General features: G+C 48.6%; 14 protein-coding genes. 2 read left to right on the forward strand and 12 right to left on the reverse strand.

All coding sequences use genetic code 11. From position 1 onward, the window contains the following. Positions 1-34: 34 nt before the first annotated feature. Entirely contained in the window at positions 35-1,243 is a 1,209-nt protein-coding gene (gene dpaL, locus AC4PHM_RS08680; RefSeq protein ID WP_492020490.1) for a diaminopropionate ammonia-lyase, read from the reverse strand. Between the two features lie 260 nt (positions 1,244-1,503). Here dpaL and AC4PHM_RS08685 point away from each other — a divergent pair, with 260 nt between their 5' ends. Continuing rightward, complete coding sequence (locus AC4PHM_RS08685; RefSeq protein ID WP_492017424.1) at positions 1,504-2,268, forward strand: DUF2202 domain-containing protein; 765 nt, start codon at positions 1,504-1,506, stop codon at positions 2,266-2,268. A 48-nt stretch (positions 2,269-2,316) separates the two neighbouring features. Here AC4PHM_RS08685 and AC4PHM_RS08690 read toward each other — a convergent pair whose 3' ends face one another. Both AC4PHM_RS08690 and AC4PHM_RS08695 read right to left on the reverse strand, forming a co-directional pair. After that, positions 2,317-3,276 carry a helix-turn-helix domain-containing protein gene (locus AC4PHM_RS08690; protein WP_492017425.1) on the reverse strand — a complete coding sequence of 320 codons (960 nt, stop codon included), beginning with the start codon at positions 3,274-3,276 and terminating at the stop codon, positions 2,317-2,319. A gap of 16 nt (positions 3,277-3,292) precedes the next feature. Further along, a complete protein-coding gene (locus tag AC4PHM_RS08695) occupies positions 3,293-4,336 on the reverse strand; it encodes a fasciclin domain-containing protein (RefSeq protein ID WP_492017426.1) in 1,044 nt (347 codons plus the stop codon). Positions 4,337-4,505: 169 nt separating this feature from the next. Between AC4PHM_RS08695 and srtB the strand changes: the two genes are divergently transcribed. Further along, positions 4,506-5,315, forward strand: coding sequence for a class B sortase (gene srtB / locus AC4PHM_RS08700; protein WP_492017427.1), 810 nt, complete (start codon positions 4,506-4,508; stop codon positions 5,313-5,315). A gap of 120 nt (positions 5,316-5,435) precedes the next feature. Here the strand turns inward: srtB and AC4PHM_RS08705 are convergent, their stop codons facing one another. From AC4PHM_RS08705 to AC4PHM_RS08745, 9 genes are all read right to left on the reverse strand, one after another. Continuing rightward, on the reverse strand, positions 5,436-5,855 hold the full coding sequence (locus tag AC4PHM_RS08705; protein WP_492017428.1) for an arsenate reductase ArsC: 420 nt from the start codon (positions 5,853-5,855) through the stop codon (positions 5,436-5,438). Positions 5,856-5,923: 68 nt separating this feature from the next. Further along, positions 5,924-6,985, reverse strand: a complete 1,062-nt coding sequence (arsB, locus tag AC4PHM_RS08710) for an ACR3 family arsenite efflux transporter (protein WP_492017429.1) — start codon at positions 6,983-6,985, stop codon at positions 5,924-5,926. 34 nt (positions 6,986-7,019) lie between these two features. After that, positions 7,020-7,364: an ArsR/SmtB family transcription factor gene (locus AC4PHM_RS08715; protein WP_492017430.1), complete on the reverse strand. Its 345-nt coding sequence runs from the start codon at positions 7,362-7,364 to the stop codon at positions 7,020-7,022. 262 nt (positions 7,365-7,626) lie between these two features. Continuing rightward, entirely contained in the window at positions 7,627-7,899 is a 273-nt protein-coding gene (locus AC4PHM_RS08720) for a DUF1905 domain-containing protein (protein ID WP_291405304.1), read from the reverse strand. Between the two features lie 6 nt (positions 7,900-7,905). Next, a complete protein-coding gene (locus tag AC4PHM_RS08725) occupies positions 7,906-8,322 on the reverse strand; it encodes a secondary thiamine-phosphate synthase enzyme YjbQ (protein WP_492017431.1) in 417 nt (138 codons plus the stop codon). Between the two features lie 146 nt (positions 8,323-8,468). Continuing rightward, positions 8,469-10,418 carry an ABC-F family ATP-binding cassette domain-containing protein gene (locus tag AC4PHM_RS08730; protein ID WP_492017432.1) on the reverse strand — a complete coding sequence of 650 codons (1,950 nt, stop codon included), beginning with the start codon at positions 10,416-10,418 and terminating at the stop codon, positions 8,469-8,471. Between the two features lie 130 nt (positions 10,419-10,548). Further along, complete coding sequence (locus AC4PHM_RS08735) at positions 10,549-12,093, reverse strand: IS3 family transposase (RefSeq protein ID WP_492017433.1); 1,545 nt, start codon at positions 12,091-12,093, stop codon at positions 10,549-10,551. Positions 12,094-12,273: 180 nt separating this feature from the next. Continuing rightward, positions 12,274-13,506 carry a protease inhibitor I42 family protein gene (locus AC4PHM_RS08740; protein WP_492017434.1) on the reverse strand — a complete coding sequence of 411 codons (1,233 nt, stop codon included), beginning with the start codon at positions 13,504-13,506 and terminating at the stop codon, positions 12,274-12,276. 203 nt (positions 13,507-13,709) lie between these two features. Next, positions 13,710-14,594, reverse strand: coding sequence for a hypothetical protein (locus tag AC4PHM_RS08745; RefSeq protein WP_492017435.1), 885 nt, complete (start codon positions 14,592-14,594; stop codon positions 13,710-13,712). Between the last annotated feature and the right edge of the window lie 128 nt (positions 14,595-14,722).

Here is a 14,722-nt window from a genome sequence, read left to right on the forward strand (position 1 = left end):
GCTGTCCAAATCTCAAAATCTGACGTGAAGCAGATCAAAATGTGGGATAGGCGCCATCCCAAACAATGCTTCTGTAATTCTCTGGATCTGTGTCCCCTTCTGTGCTGATGATCAGGATTTTCGAGCTTTCATCCAGCTTCAGTTGTTTGGCCAGGTCTTTGTATGCCGGATCCTGAATCAGAAGACTCAGGACACCCATGCCTACTGCGCCGGATTCCCCGGAAATGACCTGAGGATCATTCTTCAGCGGGTTTCCAAGGATTCTCATCCCTTTGGCCGCAATGGCGTCGGGGCAGGACAGGTAACCATCGGCATAATCTCTGAGAACACCCCAGGCGACCAGGCTAGGTTCGCCGCAGGCCAGGCCGGCCATGATGGTAGGCATGTCCCCCGTGACCGCATGGGGCTCGCCGTCCGCGATCGTCATGGATTTAAACAGACAGGCCGCCTCGTCGGGCTCGACCACCACGGTGACGGGATAGTTGTCGCCAAAGGCTGAGACCAGATAGCCCAGAATGCTGCCGGCGAAGGAGCCGACGCCCGCCTGAAGGAAAACGTGAGTTGGCTGTTCGTGTCCCAGGGCCTTGATCTGCTCCACCGCCTCGTCCACCAGAGTCGCGTAGCCTTGCATGATCCAGGTCGGAATGTCCATATAGCCTTCCCAGGAGCTGTCCTGGACGAGGACGCCATTATGGTCCTCGGCATAGCGGTTTGCCAGTCGGACGGCGTCGTCGTAATTGAGGTCTGTGATGGAGGCCTCCGCGCCTTCGTTTCTTATGTTGTCGAGGCGGATTTGGGAAGAGCCCTTCGGCATGTAGACTACCGACTTCTGCCCCAGCTCTCTGGCAGCCCAGGCAATGCCGCGGCCGTGGTTGCCGTCTGTGGCTGTGACAAAGGTGATCTCCCCCATTTTTTCTTTCATTTCTTTGGATTTCAACTTTTCAAAGGACAGGTCTTCAAGGGGCGTATCAAGGCGCTCCGCGAGATATTTTCCTATAGCGTAGGCACCGCCCAGTACTTTAAAGGCATTGAGCCCAAAGCGATAGGATTCGTCCTTAACCCAGATGGCCTTGACGCCGTAGGCTTTTGCAAGGGCTTCCAGGTTTTGAAGAGGTGTTGGCTCATACTGAGGGAAGCTTTTATGAAAGTCGCGGACCTTGGCAGTGACTTCTGTGCCAATAAAGTCTGGGTTTGTTTTGTTGCTGCCTTTGATTCTTGCGTTTGGATTTTTAATAAAAGTCATTGAGAGCTTGCTCGCCATCATCATGCTCCTTTTGGGGTCGAATTTGGAGTTGCCGAGATGCGTTTGTTGTCAACATTCATTCGCTATCTTCATTATAACGGTAATTTGCTTTTCTTCAAACTATGTAGAATAACCTCAAATTTCCTTTACATTTTGGCAGTATGATGTTCTCAAGAAACAGAGCAACAGAGACACAGAGAAACACGCGAGTCAAAACTAAAAGGGCACAAGCTCAAGCACTAACATTGGAGGTTATTAAAATGACAACTAACAAGATGAAAAAAGTAATCCCTGCAGTCCTTTCCCTCTCTATGATTTTCTCGCCACTTTCCGCTTTCGCCGGCACCACTGACTTTGGTCATGTGGGCGCCGCCGCAGATCAGGACTACACGCTGGAAGACATGCTGAACTACGCCATTGAAGACGAGTATCTCGCCAAAGCTGAATACGAAAAGATCATGGCAGAATTTGATGTGACCAGACCCTTCTCCAATATCATGAAAGCCGAAACCCAACATATCAGCGCGCTGCTGCCTCTCTTCGAAAAATATGATATAGCGGTGCCTGCGAATACAGCTTCTGAGCATTTGGTTATTCCAGATACCCTGGCTGAAATCTACAGCATAGGGGTCGAGGCTGAAGTTGCCAATATAGCGATGTATGAAAAATTCCTGGCAGACCCAGACCTTCCTGCCGACGTCAAAGCCGTTTTCACTGCGCTGATGAAAGGCAGCGAGAACCATCTCAAAGCCTTTGAACGTGCGGATGAAAGAGTATCCAGCGGCGCAGCAGTTGGCGCAGCCTCCGGCTTGGCTGGCGCTCAAGCCAGAAATGGCAATGGCTTCAAAGGCGGCAACGCCGATTCTGAAACCGGTCGCGGCAATGGTCTTGACAGCGGCAATGCCTTTGGAAATGGCGCTTCAAATGGCCCAGGCGGACTCAATAAGAACATTGGCGGCTTCCGTGCCACAGGCGTGAGAAATGGCCTCGGTACAGGTCTTCAGGATGGCAGCTGTCTCGAATAATAAATTTGGGCGGAAGAAGGTGTCTGACACCGACTTCCGCCCATTTTTTTACAGCATCCTCTTTTCAATCTCGTCCAAACCTTGATCCAGTGCCTGCAGAGAGGGGAGATAAAAATCCGCCCCTAATTGATTCAGCGCCACCGCTTCACTTTCTACCGCACTGCCACCGACCATAATCTGAGGCCGCAAAACAGGATCTAAGGCTTTGATCGCTCTGATCAAGGCTTCACAGCTGTTGAGATGGCGGCTCAAGGTCACTGACAGAACAAGAAGCGAAACCTTCTTTTTCTTAAAGAAATCCTCCAAACTTGAAACAGGAATGCTCCTGCCAAGGTAGAAAGTCTTCCATCCATGATGCTTAAACACCTCGTCCGTCATCTTCAGCGGAAACTCGTGCTCTTCTGCGCCGGGCAGCATCAGGACGGCAGTAAAAGGTTTGGCTTCTAAAAGACCCTCCGTCTTATCAACTTCAAGCCGCGTCATCAGCTTATCAATCACAGATGAAATCATATGCTCTTCAGCGACACTCATATCTCCGGAAGCCCATAGCGCGCCCGTCGCTTCAAGGGTTGGCGCAAACACCTTTTCATAGTAGTCCAGCATAGTGACATCGCCACGGTAATTTAAAATCAATTCCGCTGCCTCATGCCAGTTGCCCTGTTTAAGGCACTCAAAGAATGTCTCTTGTAATGCCCTTAACGCCCGATCAGCCTCATTTAAAGATGCGGGTGGCCGATGGTCACGATCCATAAAAAAGGAACCAGAGACTTCTGTCGAAGCCTCTGGGGATACACTTGACGATTCCTCATCTGATCTTCCAAGGAGATAATCTAAACTGACATCCAACTGATCCGCAATATCTTTAAGCGCTGATGCCACAGGAAACCTAAAATTCTTTTCATAATTGGAGATGGTTGACTGTTCAACACCCAGAAGCCCGGCTAGATCTTTCTGCGTCATTTTTTTATTCTTTCTGGCAAGTTTGAGTCGGGTACCAAAATCAGTCATGTCATCAACCTCTTTGCTATTTCATTCTTTTTCTCATCATGCCTGCACCGGCTAATGTCATTATACCTGCGATGACAAATGGGGTCAAACCTGCGCTGCCGGTCTTAGGAATGTCATTGTGGTCTTCTACAGCCTGATAAGTGAAGTTTTGAGGGACAAGTACCGTGTCGATCACGTGGATGACGCCGTTTCCAGCTTCAATGTCCGCTGCGGTAACACCGCTTTGGTTGACTTTGACGCCGCTGCTGAGGTCGAATTTTACTTTTTCACCGTTCAGAGTTGCTGCTTCAAGTCCGTTGGAAAGATCTGTGCTCATGACTTTACCAGAAACCACGTGGTAGAGAAGGACTTTCGCAAGATCCGGCTGGTTGAGCAGATCTGATGCGCTGATGTTGAGGGCTGCGAGGAGCTTTTCAAAGGCTGCGTTCGTTGGCGCAAAGACGGTGAATGGGCCTTCACCTTGAAGGGCACTCACGAGATCCGCTTTTTGAAGGGCTGCGACCAGGATGCTGAAATCGCTGTTGGAAAGCGCTACATCAACTACGGTTGCAGGGACTGCTGGCTCAGGATTCAGTTTGAAAGTGGATGGCACCAGGACTGAATCGATAATGTGGATGACACCGTTGGTTGCCATGACGTCAGCTGTTGTAACACTGGAGCTGTTGATTTTGACGCCGCTTGAAAGATCAACTTTAATGTTTTCGCCGCTCAGGGTTGGGGCTGTCATACCGTTTGATAGATCCGTGCTGAGGACTTGACCTGAAACCACGTGGTAAAGGAGAACTTCTTTTAATTGTGGGTGATTCAAAAGGTCCTCTGCTGTAATGCCGAGCGAAGCGAGCAGTTTTTCAAAAGCTGCGTTGGTTGGCGCAAAGACTGTGAATGGGCCTTCGCCTTGAAGCGCTCCTACGAGCTCAGCCTTTTGAAGTGCCGCTACCAGAATGCTGAAGTCTTCATTGCCCACTGCAATTTCTACAATGTCCTGATCCGCTGAGAATGCCGGTAAGCCTATGCCGATCAATAGTACTAAACTCATTAGTAAACTCATTAGTTTTTTCATTTGAAATGCCTCCTATTTTATAAGTGTGTGTGATATTTATTTTTTGGTGTGCCTTTGATGTCTATAAAATATCACATATCGTGTTGTTTGTCAACTTCATTTTGAAAATAATTCTCATTTACTTGATTTTTATCTCGTTTTGTGATATTTTAATTTTGAGGTGATCCAGATGACTTCCTCTAATAAGAAGAAATTACTAAACGGGATTATAGCAGCAGCTATGCTCCTTCTGGCAGGTACAGCCTACGTCGCTTGGGAGCGGGCTCAGGCTCAAAACAACTATGAGCGCTTGTCAGAGCATAGAGCTGATCAACTGGTGCAAGAAGCATCAGCGGCACTTCCGCCACCGGCTTCAAGCGAGACCGACCCAACCGGTTCCGCCGAGGGCTCATCCAGCTCTGAATCCTCTTATGTTTACAAAGAAAATATCAATAAAAAGTGGCTTGATATTAATCCGGATTTCATGGGCTGGCTTCAAATCCCTGGTACCAACATTGATTATCCATTCGTACGCAGCAAGGACAACCAGGACTATCTCAAACGCGATTTCAACGGGAACTACAGCGAGGCGGGCACCTTGTTCATGGACTATAGAAACCTTGGCAATTTCAATGATCCCCACACGCTGATCTATGGTCATAATATGAAAAACAAATCCATGTTTCAAAATTTAACCTATTATCAGGATTTAGACTTCTTTTCTCAAAACCAGCATATTCAGCTATCCGGACTGTTTGAGACGAGAACTTACAAAATCTTTTCCGTTTATGAAATTTCAGCCGATGATTACGTCTTCACACTCCATTTTGAAAACGATACCGAATACCTGACTTACCTAAATGGCCTTGAAGACCTTTCCCTGCATCGTCAAGACCTGATACTGGAAACCGGCCAAAGGCTTCTAACTCTAGTGACTTGCAGCTATGGCGTCAACAACGGCAGAACCATTGTTCATGCGGTGGAGGTTTCTGAAGAGTAAAGAATAAAGAGTAAAAAGTATAATGCATGAAATAGAGAAAAAGCGGCACCAAACAGATGCGCATTGTCTCATCTGCTTGATGCCGCTTTTTCGTTTTGAGTTCAATGACAAGCGACACGATTATTGAAGCGCGATGTCGCCATTTTTGATTTTTTCAGACAGTGTTTTAACGTTTTCCTCGATCTTCTGAATAATGATCTTGAATTCATCATCGCTTTTGCCCGATGGATCATCCAGTCCCCAGTCCTCTTCGTGCTGGCTCGGAAGAAACGGACAGATCACGTTGCACCCCATCTTGATCACTATATCGACATCCGGAATATCTGTCAGGAGTTTTGGACTCTGAGTTTCCTCCATGTCAATTGAATAAATCTCTTTGATCAGTCTTACGGCATCCTGATTAATCTGAGGTCTCATTTCAGTGCCTGCCGAATAGCTATCAAAGACATCAGCGGCAAAATGCTTGCCCAATGCTTCTGCCATCTGACTTCTGCATGAATTGTGGACACAAATAAAGGCGACTTTTGGTTTCCTGCTCATTTTTTTCCTCCTCGAATTAGTGCCATATAAACACAAAAATAGGTTATAGTTTTATAATTCACAAGGCACTACGCTGATTTTTTCTCTGGAACAAACCAGCTTCTAGTATTGTTGGCAATTTTGACGAGTGTCAACATAACCGGTACCTCTACGAGCACACCGACTACTGTAACTATAGTCGCGCCGGATTGGAGACCGAAGAGAGAGATCGCTACCGCAACCGCAAGCTCAAAGAAGTTTGATGCGCCAATCATACCAGCAGGCGCCGCGACATTGTGAGGCAGTTTCCAAAACTTCGCCCAGAAATAAGCTATGAAAAATATTAAGAAGGTTTGTAGGATCAAAGGGACTGCAATCAGGACAATATTGATTGGATTATCGACAATGATTTGTCCCTGGAAGGAGAAGATAATGACCAAGGTCAGCAATAATCCAGCGACCGTGACATTGCTGAATTTTGGAATATAGACTTTTTCAAAATACTCAAGCCCTTTGTTTTTTGAAATGACTACCCTGGAAAACCAACCAGCGCCCAGTGGAATGACAACGAAGAGGACGACCGAAAGAAAAAGTGTGTCCCAAGGTACTGCGACGTTACTGATCCCAAGCAGGAAGGCGACAATCGGCACAAAAGCAACGAGGATGATGAGGTCGTTCGTTGCAACCTGTACAAGCGTATAGGCAGGATTCCCCTTTGTCAGATGGCTCCATACAAAGACCATAGCGGTACATGGCGCCGCGCCAAGAAGAACAGCTCCAGCCAAATACTCCTTGGCAAGTTCGTTTGATATCATGCCTTTGTAAAACACATAAAAGAATAGCGAGGCTATGCCAAACATGGTGAAGGGTTTGATCAGCCAGTTGGTGACCCAGGTGATAATGAGGCCTTTAGGGTTTTCGCCTACTTTTTTGATGCTGTGGAAGTCAACCTTGAGCATCATTGGGTAAATCATGAGCCAAATCAGGATCGCGACGGGAATGGACACGCTGGCGTACTCAAACTTGCTCAGCCAGGCTGGAACCTGAGGCAAATAGACGCCAATCAGAATACCTATGATCATGCAGGCCGCGACCCACACCGTCAAATACCTTTCAAAAAAACTGATGCCCTGGATTTGTTTCTTTTTCACTTTTGAATCCTCCCTGTAATTTTCTGCCATGATTTTAGCTGCGATTCACGTGATTCATAATGTAATTTTCAACCTTGCTTTTGTCGCTGGTTATATCCGAGCAGTTGTAATCGCTTTTTTTGTACACATTGCATTTCTTGAGATCTAGAACAAAAGGTTGTTCCTTACGAAATCCCTCTTTCAGATAAGTTGCCAGCTGCTCATGGTCGTCGAGAAACCTGTCATCAACTTTGTAGTGGACCCATTGGCCATCTTTAGAACCCGTGATGATTTTCTCTTTTCTCAAAACACCTAGGTGTCTGGAGACATTGGACTGACTGAGGCCAAGGACGACTTCGATTTCACAAACACACAGCTCGTAGTGCATTAGGAGATTCAATAATCTTAACCTGTTCTCGTCACACAAGCTTTTAAAAATCGCCAACATTAAATAATGTCACCTGCCCCTCGTCACTTATAAGTTAAATGGCAATTACAAAATTATATGATTATATTTGAATTCAATCATATATTAACATGAGAAACCCGTCTGTTCAATAGAGAAAATGTAAAACTTGTGTTAAATGCTTCTGAAATGAAGAAGAAACTCGGGGGTCATTTGGCACCAGCCACTGACACCGAGTTTCTCATGACGTGAAACACTATCTCTCCACAATAGTCACACTCACAGTATCCCCCGGCTGCTTGCCAATCTTTACCCGAATGTCTTTGCGAATGCCAATAATGTGACATGGTGTGCCCATTTTCACCAAGCTGCCATCATAAGGTTCGCCGTCGAAGGTCGCGTGAACCTTGACGCGGCCTTTGCCGTAGACCGCCTTGACGTCAAACGGAATTTCTACATAAGCGCCATCCAAATCAGGTACTTTCTGAATCACTGCGGTGAATTCAAATTGCTTAGTCTCTTCTGTCATAACATGCTACTCCCCTATGATCTTCACCAATACCCGCTTACTCCTCTTGCCGTCAAACTCCCCATAAAAGACTTGCTCCCAGGGTCCAAGATCCAGCTTGCCTGATGTCACCGCGACGACAACCTCACGTCCCATGATGGTTCGCTTGAGGTGAGCATCGGCATTATCTTCGTAGCCGTTGTGGTCATACTGATTGTAGGGCTTCTCGGGCGCCAGTTTTTCCAGCCAGCGCTCGAAGTCTCTGTGGAGACCGCTTTCATCATCATTGATAAAGACGCTGGCCGTGATGTGCATGGCGTTGCACAGCAGCAGGCCTTCTTGGATCCCGCTGTCTTTTAAACATTTCTGCAGGTCTCCGGTGATATTCACAAAGCCCCTGCGGGCGGGCACGTTAAACCAAAGTTCTTTTCTGAAATGCTTCATTTGACGACCTCCAGACTATTTGGAAGGTAAGAGAAACTCGGGAAACTCGGTGTCTGACACCAAGTTTCACCTCTGACACCAAGTTTCACCTTCAAGATAAACTCGGTGTCTGCGGCTTGCGCCTATCAACCCCGAGTTTCTCATCCTTAATTCTCCCGTTTATTCCGTTCAATCTCTTCATACCGCTCGTTAAGATAGGTCCAGCGCTCTATGGCCTCATCCAGCCGCTGTTCTAAGGCCGACTTTTCCTCTGTCAGCCGTCCAAGGGCTTCAAAATCTGACGAGGCTTCGAGCATCCGTTCCTCCAGCCCCTGCAGCTCCGCCTCCAGCCCGGCGATGACCGAATCGATCTGATCGAACTCCCGCTGCTCTTGGTACGAAAACTTCAGTGGCTTGGATTTCGCTTCATTGCTGGTGGTGGAGGTGTTGGATTTGGTGACCATCGGCCCACTGGATTTTTTTTGGCCCTTTTCTTTTTGAAGGGTCTCTTCCTCCTGGGTCTGGCGGTCCATGAACTGCCTGTAATCCGTATAGTCGCCTGCAAGCTGCCTGACACGGCCGCCACCCTCAAAGGAGAAGATGCTGGTCACAATGCGGTCGAGGAAATAGCGGTCGTGGGAGACCACCATGACGGCGCCCGGGAATTCGTCCAGGTAGTCCTCCAGGATGCCGAGGGTCTGGATGTCCAGGTCGTTGGTGGGTTCGTCCAGCATCAGGACATTGGGGGCACCCATGAGGATTCTGAGGAGGTACAGGCGGCGCTTTTCGCCGCCGGACAGCTTGGAAATGGGCGTCCACTGGGCACCGGGCGGGAACAGGAAGCGCTCCAGCATTTGAGAGGCGCTTTTGACGCCATCGTTGGTGGTGATGAATTCTGCCTGCTCGCGAATGTACTCAATGACCCGCAGCTGGGTGTCCATATCTTCGTTTTCCTGTGAGAAATAGCCAATTTTGACTGTATCCCCTATTGAGACCTTGCCGTGGTCCGGCAGCAGCCGTCCGGCGGCGATCTTCATCAGAGTGGACTTACCAATGCCGTTAGGACCAATGATCCCAATGCGGTCATCCCTCAGCAGCGTGTAGGTGAAGTCTTGAATCACCGGAAGCTCGCCATAGGTTTTGCTGATGTGGTCCATCTCAATGATCTTCTTGCCAAGCCTCGAAAAGCTGACCTGCATCTCCACATTGCCGACGCTGTCTGGGCCGCGCTGGGCAGTCAGCGCCTCGAAACGTTCTATGCGGGCTTTTTGCTTGGTGGACCTGGCCCGGGCACCGCGCTGGATCCATTCCAGCTCCGTCCGGATCAGGCTTTGGCGCTTGCGCTCCGAGGCCTGGGCCATGTCTTCCCGCTGGGCCTTGAGCTCCAGATAACCGGCGTAGTTGGCCTGGTAGCTGTAGAGGTTCCCATCCTCCAGCTCTAAGATGCGGTTTGAAATGCGGTCCAGCAGGTACCGGTCGTGGGTGACCATCAGGAGCGCGCCTTTGCGCTTCAGGAGGTATTTCTCCAGCCAGTCCACGGTATCGTTGTCAATGTGGTTGGTCGGCTCGTCCAGGATCAGCAGGTCCGCGGGGCTGATCAGCACGCTGGCCATAGCCACGCGCTTGCGCTGTCCGCCGGACAAGGTCGCCACGTCCGCCTGGAACGAGGTGATGCCCAGCTGCGTCAGAATGTTCTTCGCCTCGGCCTCCGTGGTCCAGGCCTCCATGTGATCCATCTTCTGGCTCAGGACGATCAGGTGCTTTTCCTTTTGGGCATCACCTGGGTGCGTCTGAACGTCCTCCAGTGCCTGCTCGTATTCCCGGATCAGCTTCATCACCGGCGAGTGGCCCTTAAAGACCTGCTCCAGCACCGTCGTGCCAGGCTCGAACTCCGGACTCTGAGGCAGGTATTCCACCTTCATACCGCTGCCGATGGTCACCTTCCCACCATCCGGCCCCTCCACACCTGCTATCACCTTCAAAAACGTGGACTTCCCCGTCCCGTTGATGCCGATCAGCGCGATGCGCTCCCCCTCATTTATGGCGACAGACACGTCCTCAAGCAGTCGTTTTTCGCTGTAGCTCTTTGTAATTTTATCTGCAACTAGAATGTTCATAATTTATAAGGCGCTCCTTTGCTGGAAGTTCATTTTATTATTTTATCACGTTTGCGGTGGACGAGATAGGAAAATGGTAGGAGGAAATATTACCGTCCGCGTCGGGGGTGCGGACGTTTTCTTGGACGGTTTAGGCTACTAGTCCTTTGCTTCGCCTGAACACCAACGGACTCATTCCACCCAGCGACATTTTGATTCTTTTTTCGTTATACCAGATTAAGTATTCATCTAATATATTCATAAACTCGTTCAGGCTAACACCGACCCATGAGCGATAATAAAACATTTCAACCTTGAGTCTGCCGAAGAAGCCCTCGCAGGCAGAGTTATCAGGTGAACAGCCTTTCTTTGACATTGATCTCACCAGGCCTGCATTGTCCATTCTGGATAGCCACCCTGGCCAACGGTAGTGGCATCCTCTATCCGAATGGACAATTGGACGCTGATCCTCTTGTAGCTTGTCTATGGCGCGATCAAGCATACTGTTAACCAGAGCTGCGTCGGGTCTTGTTCCAATTGACCAGCTCGTTATATAACCGTCATAGCAGTCTACTATTGGGGATAGGTATATCTTACCGGCGGGGATTGAAAACTCGGTTATATCCGTAAGCCATTTTGTATTTGGTGCGTCCGCATGGAAATCCCGATTAATCAGGTTGTCTGCTGCAGGTGCTATCTCACCTAAATAGGAACTGTACTTTCGCTTCTTTTTCCCGAAAACAACAAGTTTTAATGTTGACATGATACGTCTCACAATCTTCTCCGAAACACGAATGCCTTCCTGCTGAAGGAGTTCGTTAATCCGTCGATATCCAAATCTTCCGTGGTTTTCTTTAAAAAGATCAATAATTCGAAGCTTGATATTCTCGTATTTCTCAGGCATCAATGCAATCTGATGATGATAATGATAACTGCTTTTTGGTATATCAACATATTTCAATAATTCCTTAAGGGTATATTTATTTCTTAGGGCGTCGATCAATGTTGCTCTCACTTTGTTTGTCAATTTCTTCGGATCGACGCCCGGGTTCTTTTTTAGAATTATTGAGAGTTCTCCCATGAGTTCTTTTTCAATTTCCAATTTCCTGATTTGTTTTTTTAGCAATTCGATTTCAACCAAGAGAGCCTCTGTTCCTTCAGGGGGCTTGCCTTCATGGAGTTTATCATCAACTTTCAACATGATTATTGGATACTCCTTAGCGAGCAGAACACCGTTGTGTTTATAATTAGTTCTTCGGCCGACACTGTGCTTATCTCCGAGATCCGTCGCCCTGACACACGGCGTGTCGGGTTCTACGACGGCTTCCTTTTTCTGCGCTTGAGTGCATTGTATACTACTGACGTGCATTTTGCGATCATTTGGATTCAATTCATCACACCAGAGTCTTAATTTGCCCGTGGATGGATAGCCTAAAGCTCTTACTGTTCTTGAAAGATTTCTCCCGTGCGCCAGGTAATGATTAACGGCTACTTCCATTTGCTCTACTGAATACTTGACCTTTCTAGGTTTCCTCCCCCATTCGTCTCCGATTGATTGACCCCTTAGATAGTCTTTGTACCATCTCCGGATGACTCTACACGATGGAAAACCGAGCTCATTTGATACAGCGGCCGCAGACTTGTCGTACTTGATGTATAACTCGATTACTTTTTTCCTAACTTCCAACGAATACATACGGACAACTCCTGACTTTTTCATAGTCCAGGTTTTTGTCCGCACCCCGGTCCCCAAACGAGAAACCGTCCCCGACGCGGACGGTAATATATTCGTAATAATTGCCACCATTAAAAAGTCGGAAGCTGGCCGCGGCCAGCTTCCGACTACCTTTCCAAAATTACAGTTCTGCGTCTGATGTCACTTAATTCTTCTGACACTTTCCAAAAGCCCGTCCTCGCCGACATTCACAGCGTAAACTCTCGTTTCAGCCGCGGTTTCCGGCGCTTCCCATGGTCTGTAATACTGGAAAGTCAAGCGGACGCAGCCTTTCGCAAGGACCTTGAAGGTCCAAGTGTGCTGACCACCCGCGCCTACGACGTTGGCTGAAGTCTGGCTGCTCACAAAGGCATCGTGATCCAGTGCCAGGATGCCCTCCGGTGCCATAGTGTAGGCCCAGCTGTAGCCTGTGGTCGGATTCTCGTCCAGTGTCAGTGTCAGGGATGTCATTGAATCCGCCACAACCCATTCAGGCGGTATGACATCAAGGGCATGGATGACATTCATCAGCATGGCGGCTGCCTCTGCTCTGGTGACGAGGCGGTCCGGCTCAAACTTGCCATTGTCGCCGCAGATCAGGCCTAAGTTCTGGAGAGAGAGGATGTAGCCGCGACCATCGGCAGGAATCTTTTCGAAATCGCTGAAAGGCGGCGCCATGCCAGGTCCCGGCCCCTCAGATTTCTGAAGCTCCAACGCTTTGGCGAGCATGACCGCCAGCTGGTAACGGTTCAGTGGCGTCTGGCCGTAGGTCTGGCTCTGATTCATGATGCGGAGCGCCGTCTGATCGCGAAGGGCTTCCCTCGCCCACGTCGGAATGAGTGACCAGTCTATGTCCATATCCAACGCGGTGTAAGGCTCAATACCCTTGAGATCCCGAACCAGGTGGCTGGTCATAAGTACGCCTTCGAGGCCGGTGATGAGCCCCTGAGGATGAAATGTCCCATCCGGATAGCCACTCACAAGACCCCAAAGATAGGCCCAGCGAATGTGGTCTCTCGCCCAGTGGGTCTCTATGTCGGAGAAACATAGGCGATACTGGTTGGTATTTGCGGTCTGGGCTTCCGCCTGAGTTCGGAGCGCAGTCTCCAGCCGCTCCTGGAATTGCAGTTGGGCTTCGGTGCCGAGCTGAAGCTGGACCCTGAGCTGGCTTCTATGAGCTAGCTGAACCTCCGTTAAGAATTGAACGCGATCCTGGTCGCGCTTTTGAATCATAGGCTGAGTTTCACAACTCGTCATATCCTGAACTCTGTCGCGGTCCTGTACCGGTTCATTCGTACCTGCACCCGTTGTTTCAGCGGCAAAGGCTGGTGCTTGGGCCGTTATGATCGTCAGTGCCAGGGACAACATCAGGAATAGGCTTAATAATTTACGCATGATGTACACCTCCAAATCGGGTTCTTCCTCAAGTTGTGTCTGAGATCGAGAGAGATCCTTGTGGATTGCACATTATATATACCCATTATAAATAATAAATACACGCTTCTGCCGATGTTCACATGCCCAACCATCGGCTAAAACGCTCTGGGCGGGGGTATAAATATAGATAATCGAATGGATATAGTTTCTCGACAAACAGTCTATTTCTCTGAGGTAAAAAGCACCTCTCCAGATGAATCGAGGATTGTAATCCGTTCGCCTTGACCATAATCCCCGTTAAAACCGATTGAAGTGTCCAGGAAAAAACCGTTGACATAATAATTATAGATCAGTCCGTTGACATCCTCCATTACGGCCATCAACGCGTAGGTCTGACCTTTTTCGATGGCAATCTCCTCATTCAGTGGGATCATAATGTCGATGGCAAGGTCGGTTTCATGGCTTTTAACAGGTACACCGTCCAGCAGCTCCACGAGTTTAACACTTTTTACGTCTGTCTTGTACTTGTTAGGGTCAAGCGCAATATGGACTTCGCCCTGAAAACGCCATTTATTGGTGTTCGGTGAATTAGAAATATGCCCGTTGTAACTGGCACCCATGTTTGGGAGATAGTCGTAGCGCAGCGGACCGTATGTTATCAGAGTTTCGACTTCACGGCTGGTTTCTTTCTCGAAGATGATGGAAGTGTGGAGTTCCTCGAAAACGGAAACCTCAAGGGTACCTTTGAGAGCGTAGTCCGGCTCGTGGGTCATCTGCGCTGTCTGTCCGTTGATGACGAGCTTTACCATTGTCCCCTGTTCGAGGCGCTTTGGCATTACTGTGACCTGGACAGGCACTTTGAAGGTTACGGGATCCATGTCACCAAAATCGAGTTTGTGAGAGGACAGCAGGCTGGCTTGCTCATTGAGTTTTTGCTCGATCGTATAGGATATGCCATTTATCTGCGAATCCATACCCAGTAATTGGGACTGCAGTTGATTGCTCTGCTGGGTGAGACTCTGGTTCAGACTGCCCATTCTTAATATTGTGTAGGCGTTCAGGATCAAGGATAGGATGAGCAGCAGGGTTATATGTTTCGTCTTCATGGTTTTCTTGACCTCCAGTGCATATTTTCTTTCTGCAGCATGTGCATGATTTCTCGGACTGTTTTGTAAAAGCTCGCCCTTTGTCTTTACCCATTTGTTAATGCATTAACCTGGTTAGGAGGATTTAT

This window comes from Acidaminobacter sp. QWL-03 (genome assembly GCF_058683855.1).